Raw genomic sequence first — 16,205 nt, forward strand, 5'->3', positions numbered from 1 at the left:
CCTATGGATAACAAATTCGGAAAAATATCCCGCATCAGCGCCTGCGCAGCCTTAAAAGACGGAAGGACTATTCTGGAAGATCTGTCTTTTACAGCACCATACAAGATCATGATGCCTTTCGAAAAAGAAAACGGTGGGATCCAGATCATGCCGCTCTGTGCTTCCGCAGGAATTATGGCAGGCGATTCCCAGGAATTTTCCTACCATGTAAAGGAAGGCGCAGACCTGGAAGTCCTGTCCCAGTCCTTTGAGAAAATCCACAAAATGGACGAAGGCTCAGCCACCCGGACCATTGAAGTGCAGGTAGACAAAAACGCCACATTATATTACTATCCACAGCCGGTGATTCCTTTTGCACAGTCAGCCTTTGACAACAAAATGACTATCCATCTGGAAGACGCAACCTCCCGTTTATTCCTGCTGGAGATCATCTCCTGTGGTCGAAACGCTCATGACGAACGTTTTCAGTACCGCAGATTCTCCTCAAAAGTCCTGTTGTACAGAGGAGACAAACTGATTTATCGTGATAATACCCGCTACGAACCGGACAAAATGCCCATGGAAGGAATCGGAATGTACGAGGGCTACACACATATGGCAAACCTGTTTCTCTCTAAAATCTGCAGCAGAGATGGTGAAAACTGCAGTCAGGAATACGGAACTGTCAAAACGGCAGATTCAACAATCAATCTGGAACTTCAGGAAAAAATCTGGCAGATTCTTGATGAAGATTCGGAAATAGATGGCGGAGTTACCCGTCTCACAACCGGAGATCTGGCATTGAGAATCTTCGGTCATCGTGCTCAGAAACTGCAGCAGGTAGCGGAAAAAATCAAAAAGTTATACGAAACAGAACAGAGATAAAAAATGGCGGGATTTCCCGCCATCAGATTGTAGATAAACTTGGTGTTGGGCTATACACATTATACGTGCATAGCCTCGATCCATTCTTTCTCCCTGAATCCGGTAAGTACAAAGTCATCTCCGATTACCAACGGCCGTTTCACCAGCATTCCGTCTGTGGCAAGAAGCTTCAGCTGTTCATCTTCAGACATATCTTTTAACTTATCTTTCAATCCCATTTCCTTATAGAGCATCCCACTTGTATTAAAGAATTTCTTCAGTGGAAGACCACTTTTGGTGTACCATGCTTTTAATTCTTCATAGGTAGGATTTTCTTCTTTAATAGCCCGTTCTTCATAACTGATATTGTGTTCATCCAGCCATTTCAGAGCTTTCATGCAGGTACTGCATTTGCGGTAAACTAAAACTTTCATAGACATTCTCCTAGTATAGCTTCTTGTGCATTGATATTTATATATTGTGAATATCTCCGGACATCAATTTCCTGATTTTAATGCATCTTCCAGGAATTTCACTGCATCTCTGACACAGTCATCACAGGAGCGGATTACCTTTCCGGTTTCCACACCCTTTAAGTCTTTACATATTACAGTTCCATTCTGCTGTTTAAACTGATTCATGACAGAGCGGACAGTCTGAGAGGTTCCGGCTTTGTCCTGGTTAATAAGTCCAGCTACAACTGCAGCACCGGAGATTGCTCCGCATGTACCGGCCATAGTGCCAAGCCCTGCACCGAATCCCTGTGTGATCTTTTTGAGTGTATCCTCATCCATAGATGCCTCTTTACAGAAAGAACAGGCCACAGCCTGTGCACAGTTATAGCCGTTATGTTTCTTTTCTACTGCTTTTTCACATCTTAAATTTTCCATATATAAAATCCTCCTGTGTATAAATTTTAACCGAATCAAGTAAGTCCCCTGCTTGACTTGCGAAGAGCAATAAGCAGTGGGTGGGGACTTGAAGATATAGTTTATGATAGCACCTGACGCCTGTTTTTACAACCTTCACAAAAATTTTCAATTTACAAAGATTTTACTTTAGCGTGGTTTTACATTTAACTTTGGATTTCTATAATAGCACTTGTAAATGAGGCAACAAGTTATAAAACATAAAGATATTAAAAAGGAAATGAGCCTTTCACTTTATATTAAAAACATGGCTCATGGGAAGAGGAGAAAATTATCATGAAGAAAAAAATCGCAACAATCCTTACAGCAGCAGTTATCGGAGCAACAGCTTTCACAACAATCGTAAGTGCAGCAAGCGGAGACATCACAGTTGTATCCCGTGAAGATGGTTCCGGTACACGTGGAGCATTCGTAGAACTGTTTGGAATTGAAGAAGAAAAAGATGGTGAGAAAGTAGATATGACTACAGATGAAGCAAGTGTAACAAACAGCACATCTGTTATGATGACAACTGTTGCAGGTGATGAAAATGCAATCGGTTATATCTCACTTGGTTCTCTGGATGATACAGTAAAGGCAGTTAAGATCGACGGTGTAGAAGCTACTGTAGATAATGTTTCCAATGATTCTTACAAGATCGCACGTCCATTCAACATCCTTACATCTGATAAAGAAAGCGATGCAGCAAAGGATTTTGTAAACTACATTATGAGCTCTGACGGACAGAAGATTGTAGAGGACAACGGATATATCAAAGAAGCAGCAGATGCTAAGGCTTATGAAGCAGCAGACGGAGTTTCCGGTAAAGTAGTAGTTGCAGGTTCTTCTTCAGTAACACCGGTTATGGAGAAACTTGCAGAAGGCTATGAAGCAGTAAACAAAGACGTAACTGTAGAAGTTCAGCAGAGTGATTCCACAACAGGTGTAAACATGGCAGCAGAAGGAACAGCAGATATCGGTATGGCATCCCGTGACCTGAAGGATGAAGAGAAAGACCTTGGCCTTACAGCTACAGTTATCGCAAGAGATGGTATCGCAGTCATCGTAAACAAAGACAATGATGTTGATGAACTTACAAGCGATCAGGTAAAGGCTGTATACACAGGCGAGACTACTACATGGGAAGACCTTGCTAAATAATGTAACAGATTTAGTTTCAGAGCAGTTCGCCTGTGAATGAAATAATACAGCAGGCGGGCTGTTTGTATGTCGAAAATCATATTTTAAGAATTACTGTAGAAGTGACAGGTTATGATTTTTGATACAGGGAAAGAAAGGTGTAATGAATGAACCACTTTAAAGAAAAAGCAATGAAATGTGTATTTCTGATCGCAGCCTGTACTTCAGTGCTGGCAGTGTTTCTGATCTGTGCATTTCTGTTTGCAAATGGTGTCCCGGCTATCGGGAAAATCGGTCCGCTGAAGTTCCTGCTGGGAACGAAGTGGAAGCCGTCAAATGATATTTTTGGAATCCTTCCAATGATCGTAGCAAGTATTTATGTAACTGCAGGTGCCATTCTCCTGGGTGTGCCGATTGCACTCTTTACTTCTGTTTTTATGGCACGTTACTGCCCGAAGAAAATTTACAGACCATTGAAATCAGGAATTGAACTGATGGCAGGTGTACCTTCTATTGTGTACGGTTTCTTTGGACTGATTCTCATTGTTCCTCTGATCAGACAGCTTTTCGGCGGAACAGGAACCAGTATGCTGGCAGCCTGTGTTCTGCTTGGAATGATGATCCTTCCGACGATCATCGGAGTTACGGAATCTGCGATCCGCAGTGTGCCTGAGAGTTATTACGAAGGTTCTCTTGCACTGGGAGCGACCAAGGAGAGAAGCATCTTTTTTGTCATGCTTCCGGCAGCAAAATCAGGTATTCTGGCAGCTGTAGTGCTTGGAATCGGTCGTGCGATCGGTGAGACAATGGCAGTTGTAATGGTTGCAGGTAACCAGCCGAGAATGCCACAGGGAATCCTGAAAGGTGTCCGTACAATGACTGCAAATATCGTCACTGAGATGGGTTATGCAACAGGTCTTCACAGAGAAGCTCTGATCGCAACAGCAGTTGTGTTATTTATCTTTATTCTTATCATTAACCTGAGTCTTTCTTTACTGAACAGGAGGGCAGAACATGCAAATTGAGACAGCAGCGGCAATTGATTTGTCAAAAGAAAAAAAGCAGAATGAGTCTTCTTTCTCAGATCAGATGAAGGCATACATTAAGCATCCGGGATCAGGTGTTCTTGCATTGCTTACCCTTTTAGGTGCAGTCCTGACATTTGCATTACTGTTCTTTCTGATCGGATATATTCTGGTCAAGGGCGTACCGTATCTGTCAACAGACTTGTTCAGTTTAACTTATAATTCAGAGAATCTTTCCTTACTTCCTTCTCTGATCAACACATTCATCCTGACGGTTGTTTCACTTGTAATCGCAGCACCGCTGGGAATCTTTGCAGCCATCTATCTGGTAGAATATGCGAAAAAAGGAAGTAAGCTTGTAAATGTGATCCGTATTACAGCAGAAACACTTTCAGGAATTCCTTCTATTGTATATGGCCTTTTCGGTATGCTGTTTTTCGTAACAGCACTGCATTGGGGACTTTCTCTTCTGTCCGGTGCTTTCACACTGGTAATCATGATTCTTCCTCTGATCATGCGTACTGCGGAAGAAGCCCTGAAATCTGTTCCTGATTCTTATCGTGAAGCCAGCTTTGGACTGGGAGCAGGGAAACTTCGTACCATCTTCACCATTGTTCTGCCATCAGCAGTACCTGGTATTCTGGCAGGTGTGATCCTGGCCATCGGACGTGTGATCGGTGAAACAGCAGCCCTGATTTATACAGCAGGTACAGTTGCAGAGATACCGAAGAACCTGATGGGTTCCGGACGTACTCTGGCACTTCATATGTATGTGCTGTCAGGTGAGGGCCTTCATATGAATCAGGCATCTGCGACAGCAGTTGTTATTCTGGCATTTGTTCTTGTGATTAATTTCCTGTCCGGAGCAGTTGCCAAACGAATTGCGAAAGGATAAGAAAAATGAGTGGGAATGAAAAAATAACAGTTGAAAATATGAACTTGCATTACGGAAAATTCCATGCGCTAAAGAATATAAACATGGCAATTCCGGAGAAAGAAATCACAGCTTTTATCGGACCGAGTGGCTGCGGTAAATCTACACTTCTGAAATCTTTAAACCGTATGAATGACCTTGTTGAGGGATGTGTGATCACCGGTAAGGTACAGCTTGACGGTGAAGATATTTACGGAGATATGGATGTGAATCTCCTGAGAAAAAGAGTGGGAATGGTATTCCAGAAGCCTAATCCTTTCCCTATGAGCATTTATGATAACATTGCATATGGACCGAGAACCCATGGAATCCGTTCCAAGTCTAAGCTGGACGATATTGTAGAAAAATCTCTCCGCGATGCGGCAATCTGGGATGAAGTAAAAGACAGATTAAAGAAAAGCGCACTGGGTATGTCCGGTGGTCAGCAACAGAGACTTTGCATTGCCAGAGCACTGGCAGTTCAGCCGGAGGTACTTCTGATGGATGAGCCTACATCCGCACTTGACCCTATCTCAACTTCCAAGATTGAGGAGCTGGCGATGGAGTTAAAGAAGGATTATACCATTGTTATGGTAACTCATAATATGCAGCAGGCTACACGTATTTCTGATAAAACAGCTTTCTTCCTTCTGGGAGAAGTAGTTGAGTTTGATGATACTGATAAACTGTTCTCTATGCCTTCTGACAAGCGTACAGAGGATTACATTACAGGAAGGTTTGGTTGATTATGTCAAAGTATTTCGAAAGACAACTGGAGGAACTGCACGTTCAGCTTATCACACTGGGAAGCTATTGTGAGAAAGCAATTTCATTCTCTGCAAAAGCAATCCAGAAGGTACAGAATGAAGAGATTGCCCGCCAGGTTTTTGAGACGGACAGAGATATTGATGCCAAAGAAAGAGAGATTGAGAATCTGTGCCTGAGTCTTCTGCTTCATCAGCACCCGGTTGCAAGAGATTTAAGAGAGATATCTGCAGCATTGAAGATGGTTTCTGATATGGAACGTATCGGTGACCAGGCAGCAGATATTGCAGATCTGTCTTTATATGTTGCAAAGAATACCACTGCGATCCCGGAGACTATCACACAGATGGCGGAAGACACTGTGCGTATGGTAACTGAGAGCGTGGATGCTTTTGTAAAGAGTGATCTGGAGCTGTGTAGAAATGTCATTGATAGAGATGATGTGGTGGACGATGCGTTTAACGAGATCAAAGAGAAGCTTGCAGATATGATCTATGGAGGAAATCTGGATGCCAAGACAGGGCTGGATCTTCTTATGACTGCAAAGTACTTTGAACGTATCGGCGATCACGCAGTGAATATTGCTGAATGGGTGGAATATTCCATTACAGGACAGCACAGAAATAATGAGCATCAGGATTATCTGAATAATTAATTGAATAGGGGAAGTCTCTGATTTTGAATATAATTATTTGGAAGCAGGGCTTTTTATATCCGCAGGCGGGAACCGTTTGCGGATATTTGAGTTATTATATATCTCAATCGGAGACCGATATCTGCCTGAGGTATTAAATAAAAAGGGGAAGTGAAGAGAAGTGACAAAAAAAATCTTTAAATCTATAATGTTTGTATGTGCATTGGTTCTGACTGTGGGACTGGCTGCTGTAATGGGAATCCTTTACAGCAATTTTGACGGACAGATGCGGAAAGAGCTGTCTAAGGAAGCTGCTTATCTGGCATATGGTGTGGAGCAGCAGGGTGTGGATTATCTTAAAAATATTAAGGATAAAAGTGCAAGAATTACTTATATTGATCAGGATGGAACAGTACTGTTTGATAATGAAGCTGATGTTTCTGAGATGAAGAATCACAGTGACAGAACTGAGTTTCAGAAGGCAGAGAAATATGGTGCAGGAGAATCTTCAAGATATTCGGATACACTTTCTGAGAAAACCATTTATTATGCATTGCGTCTGAAAGATGGTACGGTACTGAGAGTTTCCGGTACGCAGGATTCGGTACTGGCGCTGTTTGAAAACCTCATATTTCCTTTATGCGGGCTTTTATGTCTGATGCTGATCTTATCAGGAATTATGGCATCTGCGATATCGAAACGAATTGTGAAACCAATCAATGAGCTGGATCTTGAAAGTCCGAAAGAGAATCAGGTTTATGAGGAACTTTCTCCTCTTTTAAGTAAGATACACAGACAGAACCGGGAAATTCAGAATCAACTGGAACTGGCGAAACAGCAGCAGGAAGAGTTCTCTCTTATCACAGAGAATATGCAGGAGGGGTTGATCGTGATTGATAAATATACAATGATCCTTTCTGCAAATTCCAGTGCATGGAATCTGTTTCATATGGACAGGGTGTGTCAGGGAGAAAGTGTTTACTGTCTGGATCGTGAGGAAGAGTTCAGACATGCCATTGAGCAGGTGCTTAGTGGAGAACATACGGAACTGGTACTGAAATTAAATGGAAGTGATATTCAGCTGATCGCCAATCCTGTTATACGGGATAAGAAAACCGAAGGTGCGGTAGTGCTGCTTGTCAATGTGACGGAGAAGCTGGAGAGAGAGAGTCTGCGGAGGGAGTTTTCTGCAAATGTCTCTCATGAACTGAAAACACCTCTGACCTCCATTTCTGGATTTGCGGAAATCATGCAGGGTGGTCTGGTGAAGAATGAGGATATTCCAAAGTTCGCGGGACGTATTTATAAAGAATCTCAGAGACTGCTTCAGTTGGTTGAGGATGTAATCCAGATTTCCCAGCTTGATGAGGAGAAGACTTCTTATGTATGGGAGCCTGTGGATGTTTATCAGGTTTGTAAAAATGCGTTTGAGAGTCTAAGGGAAAAGGCGAAGAGGCTGAATGTGCATCTTTATATCTGTGGGGAACGTATGAAGATGGAGGTAGTTCGTACACTTCTGGAAGAGGCGGTTTATAATATCTGCGATAATGCGATTAAGTATAACCGGAATGACGGAAGTGTGAGTGTTTTTCTGACGCAGACTGCGCAGGAGATTCAGATTGTGGTAAAAGATACAGGTGTGGGCATTCCAAAGGAGGATCAGGACAGAGTTTTTGAGAGGTTTTACAGGGTGGATAAGAGTCACTCTAAGGAAATTGGGGGTACAGGACTTGGGCTTTCGATTGTGAAACATGCAGTTGGGGCTCTTAAGGGAAGTGTTATACTGAGAAGTGAAGAAGGAAATGGAACGGAGATTACTTTGAGATTTCCGAAGGTGCATATGGAATAGATTTATCTGATCGAGAGATGCTGTTTCGCGCTGGGTATTGGCAGATTGTATGTAAATTGTAGAGGTTTAATGTTTTCAGGAGGTGGCTTTTTTGATAATATGGAGAGGAGAAAATTGTGGTGATCTTCTCAGATACTTTTTAAGAGGATTGCTATAGGCAGACATCTTTGATAAAGGAGAGGGATTATGATGAATAAGTATGGGCTGGATTTGAATAAGTATGCGGCGTTAGCGAGACAGGCGGCTGCGGAGGGGTGCGTGCTGCTGGAGAATGAGAAGCAGGCACTTCCTTTGAGAGAGGGAGAGAGTGTGGCTGTTTTTGGCCGCATGGCATTTCATTATTATAAAAGCGGACTTGGTTCCGGCGGTCTGGTGAATACGAGATATGTAGTGGGAATTCTGGATGCGCTGAAGGAGTGTAAAGAGATTCAACTGGATGAGAAACTGCTGGGTATTTATGCAAACTGGATTAAAGAGAATCCTTATGATGAAGGTCAGGGATGGGGTCGTGTTCCATGGTCTCAGAAAGAGATGGAAGTTACAGAGGAAATGCTGGACTGCGCACGTAGCAACGATGTTTCGCTTATTATTATAGGAAGAACTGCAGGTGAAGATCAGGATAATAATACGAATCCGGGAAGCTATTGTCTGACGGAGACGGAGGAGGATTTGATCTGCCGGGTCTGTGAGGTGAGTAAGTGCACAGTTGTGGTGCTGAATGTTGGAAATATTATTGATATGAGTTGGGTGGAGAAATATCATCCTCAGGCTGTGCTGTATGCATGGCAGGGTGGTCAGGAAGGTGGCAATGGTGTGGCTGATGTGCTGACCGGTAAAGTGTGTGCATGTGGGAAGCTGACAGATACCATTGCTGAGAGGATTGAGTATTATCCGTCTACGGAGAATTTTGGTGATCCATATAAGAATTATTATAAGGAAGATATTTATGTGGGTTATCGTTATTTTGAGACATTTGCGAAGGATAAGGTGCTGTATCCGTTTGGATATGGTTTGTCCTATACGAATTTTGAGACAAAGGCGGAGATTTTTAAGAATACTGAGGATGAACTCACAGTGGCTGCGACGGTTACCAATATCGGTGATGTGAGGGGCAAAGAGGTTGTACAGGTTTATGTAAAAGCACCGCAGGGTAAACTTGGAAATCCGGCAAGAAAGCTGATCGGATTTGCAAAAACCCGGGAACTGGCACCGGGTGAAAAAGAAGAACTTGTTATCATCATTCCCAAATATGATATGGCCTCTTATGATGACAGTGGAGTGACAGGACACAAATCCTGTTATGTTCTGGAAGAGGGAACTTATGAAATTTTTGCAGGCAGTGATGTAAGAAGTGCGAAATCAGCAGGAATTTACGAAGAAGAATTACGTGTAATAGAACAGTTACAGGAGGCATATGCACCGATTGAGAAATTCCGGAGAATGAAAGCCGTTCTGAGAGCGGATGGAACTTATCAGGCAGTAACAGAAGAGGTTCCTGTCCGCACAGCAGATCCACATAAACGCAGAGAGGAAAGAATGCCGAAGACTCTGGAGTATACGGGAGATAAAGGCTATAAGCTGGCAGATGTACTGGATAAAAAAGTTTCTATGGATGAGTTTGTGGCACAGATCAGTGAGGCGGATCTGATTGCCATGTTCCGCGGTGAAGGAATGTGCAGTCCCAAGGTCACTGCTGGAACTGCAGCTGCATTTGGCGGTGTGACAGAGTCTTTGAAGGCTCTTGGAATCCCGGTGGGATGCTGCGCGGATGGGCCGTCAGGGATTCGTATGGATTGCGGTACGAAAGCGTTTTCTCTGCCAAATGGAACTTTGCTGGGCTGTACTTTTAATACGGAGCTTGTGGGTGAGCTGTATGAAATGACAGGGAGGGAACTTCGACTGAATAAGATTGATTCCCTGCTGGGACCAGGTATGAATATTCACAGGAATCCACTGAATGGTCGAAATTTTGAATATATTTCTGAGGATCCGCTTCTCACAGGAAGAATTTGTGCGGCTCAGGTGAAGGCAATGGCTAAATCCGGAATTGGAAGTACGATTAAGCATTTCTGTGGAAATAATCAGGAAGTGGGACGAAGTACTTCTGATTCTGTTATGTCTGAGAGATGTCTGAGAGAGATCTATCTGAAGGGATTTGAGATTGCAGTAAAGGAAGGTGGTGCACGTTCTGTAATGACTACTTATGGAAGTGTAAATGGGCTCTGGACTGCAGGTAGCTATGATCTGTGTACAACCATTCTGAGAAAAGAGTGGGGATTTCAGGGTATTGTCATGACTGACTGGTGGGCGAAGTCCAATTATGAGGGTCATCAGGCAGAGGTAACTGCGAAAGCTCCTATGGTAGCTGCCCAGAATGATATTTATATGGTAGTGAGTGATGCGAAGTCCAATCCGGAGAATGACGATGTGGAGGAAATGCTTCATGCAGGAAAAATTACTGTGGGAGAATTGCAGAGGAATGCAGCCAATATCCTGGGATTTCTGTTAAAAAGTCCTTCTGTTTTATTGTTGACAGATAGAATATGTAAAGAAGAACTGGAGGCTATGAATACAAAGGAAGAGGACGATGTGGATGCCGGAAGTCTGGTAAGTATTGAAAGTGATTCGGTGACACAGAAAATTGTAATTGACGGTGCATTATTACATCCTGCAAAGGGAAAGGCAGATGTGATTGCTGTGACTAACGAGTTCATGGGTGATTTCACAATGAAGTTTACTTTGAAATCTGATCTTGGTGAGCTGGCTCAGCTTCCGGTTTCTGTATTTTTGGATAATATTCATAAGATGACTGTTTCAGTACAGGGAACCAATGGAAAATGGGTAAAAGAAAGCCGCATCCTGAATATGGAATTTGGTCATAATCACTATATCAAATTTTATTATGGTGCGGATAATCTTGAAATTAAAGAAATTGTGCTGATTCCGAATAGGTAAGACCAATTTTAGAAACGCTTGCAAAACTACATCCTTTATGGCATAATTATGAAAATACTCAGAACCTGCGAAAGATGGGTGATAATTGCTTTATAAAAGTGGTTATCTGTGGACTTTTTTAATGCGGAGCGGGCTGTTCAGAGGAAAAGTGTTACTGATGATTAGAACAGTGTTAAGAGTGATGAGGAAAAGATAATATGTCAGGTTTTACAAAGGAAATTATTGCAAAGACTTTTACAGAATTGCTGGATGAAAAGCCCATGTCTAAGATTACGGTGAAGGATATCGTGGAACGATGTGGTGTAAACAGAAATACTTTTTATTATCATTTTAAGGATATTCCGGATGTAGTGGAGTTTATTTTGAAAAAGAAGTGGGATGAGATTCTGGAACACCCACAGGACAGAGCCTCTATTCTGGAATGTATGGAAGAAATGGCAGATCTGGTGAGAAATAACAGAAAGGTTATGTTTAATGTTTACAGATCAGTGAAAAAAGATACGTTCCTTTTTTATATGAATGAGATTTCCAACTATATTATTATGGAATATTTTCGGAAAAATGCAGATCAGTTTGATCTTGATGAGGGAGAAATCCGGATTCTGATTCAATATTATAAGTGTCTGTTTATGGGATTTCTGATGGAGTGGCTGGATAATAATCTGAAATCTGATTTTGGAGAAGAAATGCGTCAGGCTTCCCGGCTTTTTGAAAAGCACCCGGAGCTACATGCGGTATTGAACAGATCAGAATAGAGTGAAAATACCTGTTGTTCCTGATATTTATTATAGCAATTCTCTTAAATGTATTATCTGAGAGAAGCGTTATAGGTAATTCCTTTAATTTTCATATTATACAAAATTAAGCTTATGTCTGTTTTTTGGACATGGGCTTTTTTTTGTCTATTTATTGTTAAAAAAATCACAGCTATAATAGCAGCCATAAAGAGATGAAAACAAGAGCCTGACAGTCACAGGTTCGGGTATATTTCAGAAGGGAGGAGCAATAGGATGGATGCACTGAAGCAGTTAAAATTAGCCAAGAATGGTTATATTATTATGTCTGTATTATTTATGGTTCTGGGTGCCTGTCTGATTATCTGGCCGGATTGTTCGATGGCAGTTTTCTGTACAGCAGTAGGGATTATGCTTATTGTATACGGATTGATAAAGATTCTGGGATATTTTTCCAGAGATATCTATTGTCTGGCATTTCAGTTTGATCTTGCCTTTGGAGTGCTGCTGGCAGCAGTAGGAATTATTATTATAGTACGCAGGAACGTAGTGGTGAATCTGATCTTTGGAATCTTTGGACTTCTGATCCTTGCGGATGCATTATTTAAAATTCAGATGTCGATAGATGCAAAGAAATTCGGGCTGAATCTCTGGTGGAGGATTCTCCTGGTAGCGATTCTGACCGGTGTTCTGGGATTTTTACTTTTGATAAGGCCGTTTGAGGCAGCAGAGATCATGATGATCCTGGTTGGTGTTTCGGTTCTGTTTGAGGGAATTCTGAATCTTTGTGTGGCGATTTACACTGTAAAAATTATTAAAAACCAGAAACAGGATATCATAGATATGGATGAATATTGATAAAATAATAAAAATATACCTGATACACAGGTGTTTATATATATATCACATCACAACAAGGAGGAGCAATCACATGAAATTAATGGACAAAGCAAAACAGGCTGCACTTGCAGCAGCAGTTAAGACAGGTCTGGGTTATCTGGAGAAGGACCCGGAAGTAAATATACCAAAACTGATGGAACTTGTAGATAAATTTGTACCGGATGGCTGGTATGAGTCACAGAGAAATGCAATCCGTAATGCAATCCAGAATAAGGACAGCAACTGGTATAAACTGATCCTGAGGATTTATGAGCTGGATCCAGGAGTACGTGAAGCATTCTTTACAAACTTTATTATCAATGCCAGCTTAAAAGGAAGTGCACTTCAGGAAGAAACAGCAGAAGAGAACAACTGTAATGTTCCATGGGCAATCCTTCTTGATCCTACAAGTGCCTGTAATCTGCACTGTACAGGATGCTGGGCAGCAGAGTATGGTCACAAATTGAATCTTGATTTTGACACCATCTGTTCTATTGTAGAGCAGGGCAGAAAAATGGGAACTTATATGTACATATATACAGGTGGTGAACCGCTGGTACGTAAGAAAGACCTGATGCGTATCTGCGAGAAATATCCGGACTGCGAGTTCCTTTCCTTTACAAATGGTACACTGATCGACGAAGAATTCTGCCAGGAAATGCTTCGTGTTAAGAACTTTGTTCCGGCAATCAGCCTGGAAGGTTCTGAGGAAGCAAACGACGGACGTCGTGGAGAAGGTGTATATCAGAAAGTTATGCATGCAATGGAACTTCTGAAAGCTCATAAACTTCCGTTTGGTGTATCTACCTGTTATACTTCTGCAAATGTGGACAGTGTAAGCAGCGAGGAATTTTTTGATCACATTATTGACTGTGGTGCATTATTTGTATGGTTTTTCCATTATATGCCGACAGGTAATGACGCTGTAGTAGAATTAATGCCGAATCCACAGCAGCGTGAGAAGATGTATCACAAGATCAGAGAGTACCGTTCTACAAAAGCTATTTTTGGAATGGATTTCCAGAATGATGCGCAGTATGTAGGAGGATGTATTGCAGGAGGAAGACGTTACCTTCATATCAATGCGAATGGTGATGTAGACCCATGTGTATTTATCCATTATTCTAATGCAAATATTTATGAAAATACTCTGCTGGAAGCATTGAAGAGTCCGATTTTCATGGCATATCATGATGGTCAGCCGTTTAATGAAAATATGCTTCGTCCATGCCCGATGCTTGAGAATCCGCAGAAGCTTCGTAAGATGGTTGAAGAATCCGGTGCGAAGTCTACAGATTTGCAATCTCCGGAGTCTGTGGAGCATCTTTGTGCGAAGTGTGATGCTTATGCAGAACATTGGGCACCGAAAGCTGAGGAATTATTTCCTGTAAAAAATAAGTAACTTAATAATAAGAAAAAACATTAACTCAAAATTTAGCCAAAGTTATCAGAGAAAGTTCCCTGTCCGGTCATCCCCTGTCCGGATGGGGAACTTTCTCGTCTTTGAATAAGGGGACGCGCGAAACAGCATCTCTCTGTGGGTTCAGTTCCGGGGGCTAAGTAACTCTAAGGTGGAGAAAATCCGCTAAAAGCATGAAGAAAAACGCAAAACTCGCTCCGCCTCCGACTTCGCTCAGACAGGTTGCTGCTTTTCTTCATAACGCGGATTTTCTCCGCCTAAGAGTTACTAAGCCCCCTCCAGATTCACCCACAGAGAGATGCTGTTTCGCGCTGTTGATTGATTGTGGAAGGAAGTGTGTGAAGCATTTTATTGTTAAAAATAACTTGCCTGAGTGTGCGACATGTATTAAAGTTATGGTGTTAACCTGTATGATGGATATGTAGAAGTTCTCGTAAATAATATATTTAAGAGGATTGCTGTAGTTTTTTTAGTATGAGAGAGTGGTAGGGATGTTAAAAACTTTTTTAGTAGAGGATGAAGTTGTGATCAGGGAGATGATTAAGAAGATGATTCCCTGGGAGCAGTATGGATTTGAACTGGCAGGAGAAGCATCTGATGGGGAGATGGCACTGCCGTTGATATTAAAGAGCAAACCGGATCTTCTGATCACTGATATTAAGATGCCGTTTATGGATGGCCTGACGTTATGTAAATTGGTGAAGAAGGAGTTGCCGGATATTAAGATTGTGATTCTTAGTGGCTATGATGACTTTAACTATGCGAAGCAGGCGATCAGTATTGGTGTGGAGGATTACCTGCTGAAGCCAATTACTAAGAATGCATTTATTGAGCGTCTGGAGGAGATTCATAATCGTTATGAACATGAGAAGACGCAGAAGGAATATTATGAGAAATTCAAACTGGAGATGCAGGAGTATGAGAGGAATGCGAGCCGTGATTTCTTTGAATCTCTGGTGAGAGCGGACTTTGATCTGGAAGAGATTTATCGGAGAGCAGATCGTTTGAATCTTGATATTGTGGCAGAGGCTTATAATATTCTGATTTTTACACCGGATGCTTCAGACAGCAGTTATAATTCGTCGGAAGGATATTCAGACTGGGAGGCAGAAGTACATAAGAAGATTGAGAATTATTTCCTCAGTCATCCGGTTGCGATGCTTTTCAGACATCAGGTGTTCAGTTATGCGATTCTGGTCAAGGGGCAGCGAGATACGATAAAGAAGAATACATGCGAATGTGTGGAAACAATTCAGAAGATCATGGAAGAAACCAGAGCAAATGTGGACTGGTTTGTGGCAGTCGGCGAGGAGGCAGACCGTCTGAGCAGAATTAAGCAGAGTTATCACACGGCTGCAAGAACTTATGCATTCCGTTATCTGTATGACGGGCATATTCTTTATTACAATATGCTTGAGCAGGTAAAGGAGAATTCAGCAGATACTTCAAAAACAGAAGCTGTTCAACTGAAGAATGTGAATATCAATGCCCTGAATCCGGAAATTCTGCAGAAATTTTTAAGCAGCGGTCTGGAAGATGAAGTAGACAGTTTTGTCCATGATTATTTCCATGCTATTGGCAGGGAACCGATGGAATCACTGGTGTTCCGTAACTATGTTGTTTTGAATGTGCGTTTTTCTGTGCTGTCATTTCTTAAGAAAATTGGATATGATGATACGGAATTGTCCAGAGAAGAGACAGATGATGTTGTGAGGAAGACAAGCCAGTCTACAGAAGCATCTATTGCATATGCAGAGGAAGTCCTGAAACGGGCCATTGCAATCCGTGATGAAAATGCAGGCAGTCAGAACAGAAGTGTGTTGAAGCAGGCAATAGATTTTATAGATGGACATTATATGGATGAAGAGATTTCTCTGAATAGAGTGGCGCATGCGGCGAATGTGAGTGCCAATCATTTCAGCGCGCTTTTCAGCCAGAATATGGAACAGACATTTATTGAGTATCTGACTTCGCTTCGCATGGACAAGGCAAAGGAGCTGCTTCGCTGTACTTCCAAACGTTCCAGTGAGATTGCAGGGGAAGTGGGATATAAGGATGCGCATTACTTCAGCTATCTTTTTAAGAAAACTCAGGGAATGACTCCGAGTGAGTATCGTAAGACGAGAGGAGAAGTCTGATT

The 16,205-nt window shown here is 42.0% G+C and carries 14 protein-coding genes; 12 read left to right on the forward strand and 2 right to left on the reverse strand.

Annotation, left to right across the window (positions count from 1 at the left end; translation table 11 throughout):
- Positions 1 to 3 precede the first annotated feature (3 nt).
- Positions 4 to 864, forward strand: coding sequence for an urease accessory protein UreD (locus G4417_RS00100; protein ID WP_243872032.1), 861 nt, complete (start codon positions 4 to 6; stop codon positions 862 to 864).
- 59 nt (positions 865 to 923) lie between these two features.
- On the opposite strand, the gene G4417_RS00105 is transcribed toward G4417_RS00100, so the two are convergent.
- Both G4417_RS00105 and G4417_RS00110 read right to left on the reverse strand, forming a co-directional pair.
- Positions 924 to 1,283, reverse strand: a complete 360-nt coding sequence (locus G4417_RS00105; protein WP_173682215.1) for an arsenate reductase family protein — start codon at positions 1,281 to 1,283, stop codon at positions 924 to 926.
- Positions 1,284 to 1,340: 57 nt separating this feature from the next.
- Complete coding sequence (locus tag G4417_RS00110) at positions 1,341 to 1,733, reverse strand: C-GCAxxG-C-C family protein (protein WP_118331562.1); 393 nt, start codon at positions 1,731 to 1,733, stop codon at positions 1,341 to 1,343.
- 315 nt (positions 1,734 to 2,048) lie between these two features.
- Between G4417_RS00110 and G4417_RS00115 the strand changes: the two genes are divergently transcribed.
- From G4417_RS00115 to G4417_RS00165, 11 genes are all read left to right on the forward strand, one after another.
- Complete coding sequence (locus G4417_RS00115) at positions 2,049 to 2,912, forward strand: substrate-binding domain-containing protein (protein ID WP_008705068.1); 864 nt, start codon at positions 2,049 to 2,051, stop codon at positions 2,910 to 2,912.
- Positions 2,913 to 3,058: 146 nt separating this feature from the next.
- Positions 3,059 to 3,916, forward strand: a complete 858-nt coding sequence (gene pstC, locus G4417_RS00120; RefSeq protein WP_118331564.1) for a phosphate ABC transporter permease subunit PstC — start codon at positions 3,059 to 3,061, stop codon at positions 3,914 to 3,916.
- Positions 3,906 to 4,811 (forward strand): phosphate ABC transporter permease PstA, encoded by a 906-nt coding sequence (gene pstA, locus G4417_RS00125; RefSeq protein WP_173682216.1) that lies wholly within the window; start codon positions 3,906 to 3,908, stop codon positions 4,809 to 4,811. Before pstC ends, pstA begins: the two co-directional genes overlap by 11 nt.
- 5 nt (positions 4,812 to 4,816) lie before the next feature.
- The gene (gene pstB / locus G4417_RS00130) at positions 4,817 to 5,575 is read left to right on the forward strand and encodes a phosphate ABC transporter ATP-binding protein PstB (protein WP_022381180.1); all 759 of its coding nucleotides are present in this window, start codon (positions 4,817 to 4,819) and stop codon (positions 5,573 to 5,575) included.
- Positions 5,576 to 5,577: 2 nt separating this feature from the next.
- Positions 5,578 to 6,249, forward strand: coding sequence for a phosphate signaling complex protein PhoU (gene phoU / locus G4417_RS00135; protein WP_008705061.1), 672 nt, complete (start codon positions 5,578 to 5,580; stop codon positions 6,247 to 6,249).
- Positions 6,250 to 6,409: 160 nt separating this feature from the next.
- Complete coding sequence (locus tag G4417_RS00140) at positions 6,410 to 8,077, forward strand: sensor histidine kinase (protein ID WP_330598042.1); 1,668 nt, start codon at positions 6,410 to 6,412, stop codon at positions 8,075 to 8,077.
- A gap of 186 nt (positions 8,078 to 8,263) precedes the next feature.
- Positions 8,264 to 11,032, forward strand: coding sequence for a glycoside hydrolase family 3 protein (locus tag G4417_RS00145; protein ID WP_243872033.1), 2,769 nt, complete (start codon positions 8,264 to 8,266; stop codon positions 11,030 to 11,032).
- 197 nt (positions 11,033 to 11,229) lie between these two features.
- Positions 11,230 to 11,787 (forward strand): TetR/AcrR family transcriptional regulator C-terminal domain-containing protein, encoded by a 558-nt coding sequence (locus G4417_RS00150; RefSeq protein ID WP_022381285.1) that lies wholly within the window; start codon positions 11,230 to 11,232, stop codon positions 11,785 to 11,787.
- 255 nt (positions 11,788 to 12,042) lie between these two features.
- Positions 12,043 to 12,624 carry an HdeD family acid-resistance protein gene (locus G4417_RS00155; RefSeq protein ID WP_008705039.1) on the forward strand — a complete coding sequence of 194 codons (582 nt, stop codon included), beginning with the start codon at positions 12,043 to 12,045 and terminating at the stop codon, positions 12,622 to 12,624.
- Positions 12,625 to 12,697: 73 nt separating this feature from the next.
- Entirely contained in the window at positions 12,698 to 14,047 is a 1,350-nt protein-coding gene (locus tag G4417_RS00160) for a radical SAM protein (RefSeq protein ID WP_008705038.1), read from the forward strand.
- A gap of 509 nt (positions 14,048 to 14,556) precedes the next feature.
- Positions 14,557 to 16,203, forward strand: a complete 1,647-nt coding sequence (locus G4417_RS00165) for a response regulator (RefSeq protein WP_173682217.1) — start codon at positions 14,557 to 14,559, stop codon at positions 16,201 to 16,203.
- Positions 16,204 to 16,205: the final 2 nt, after the last annotated feature.

Origin of the sequence: Blautia wexlerae, from assembly GCF_013300825.1 — a bacterium.
In the GTDB taxonomy this organism is placed as follows: Bacteria; Bacillota; Clostridia; order Lachnospirales; family Lachnospiraceae; genus Blautia_A; species Blautia_A wexlerae_B.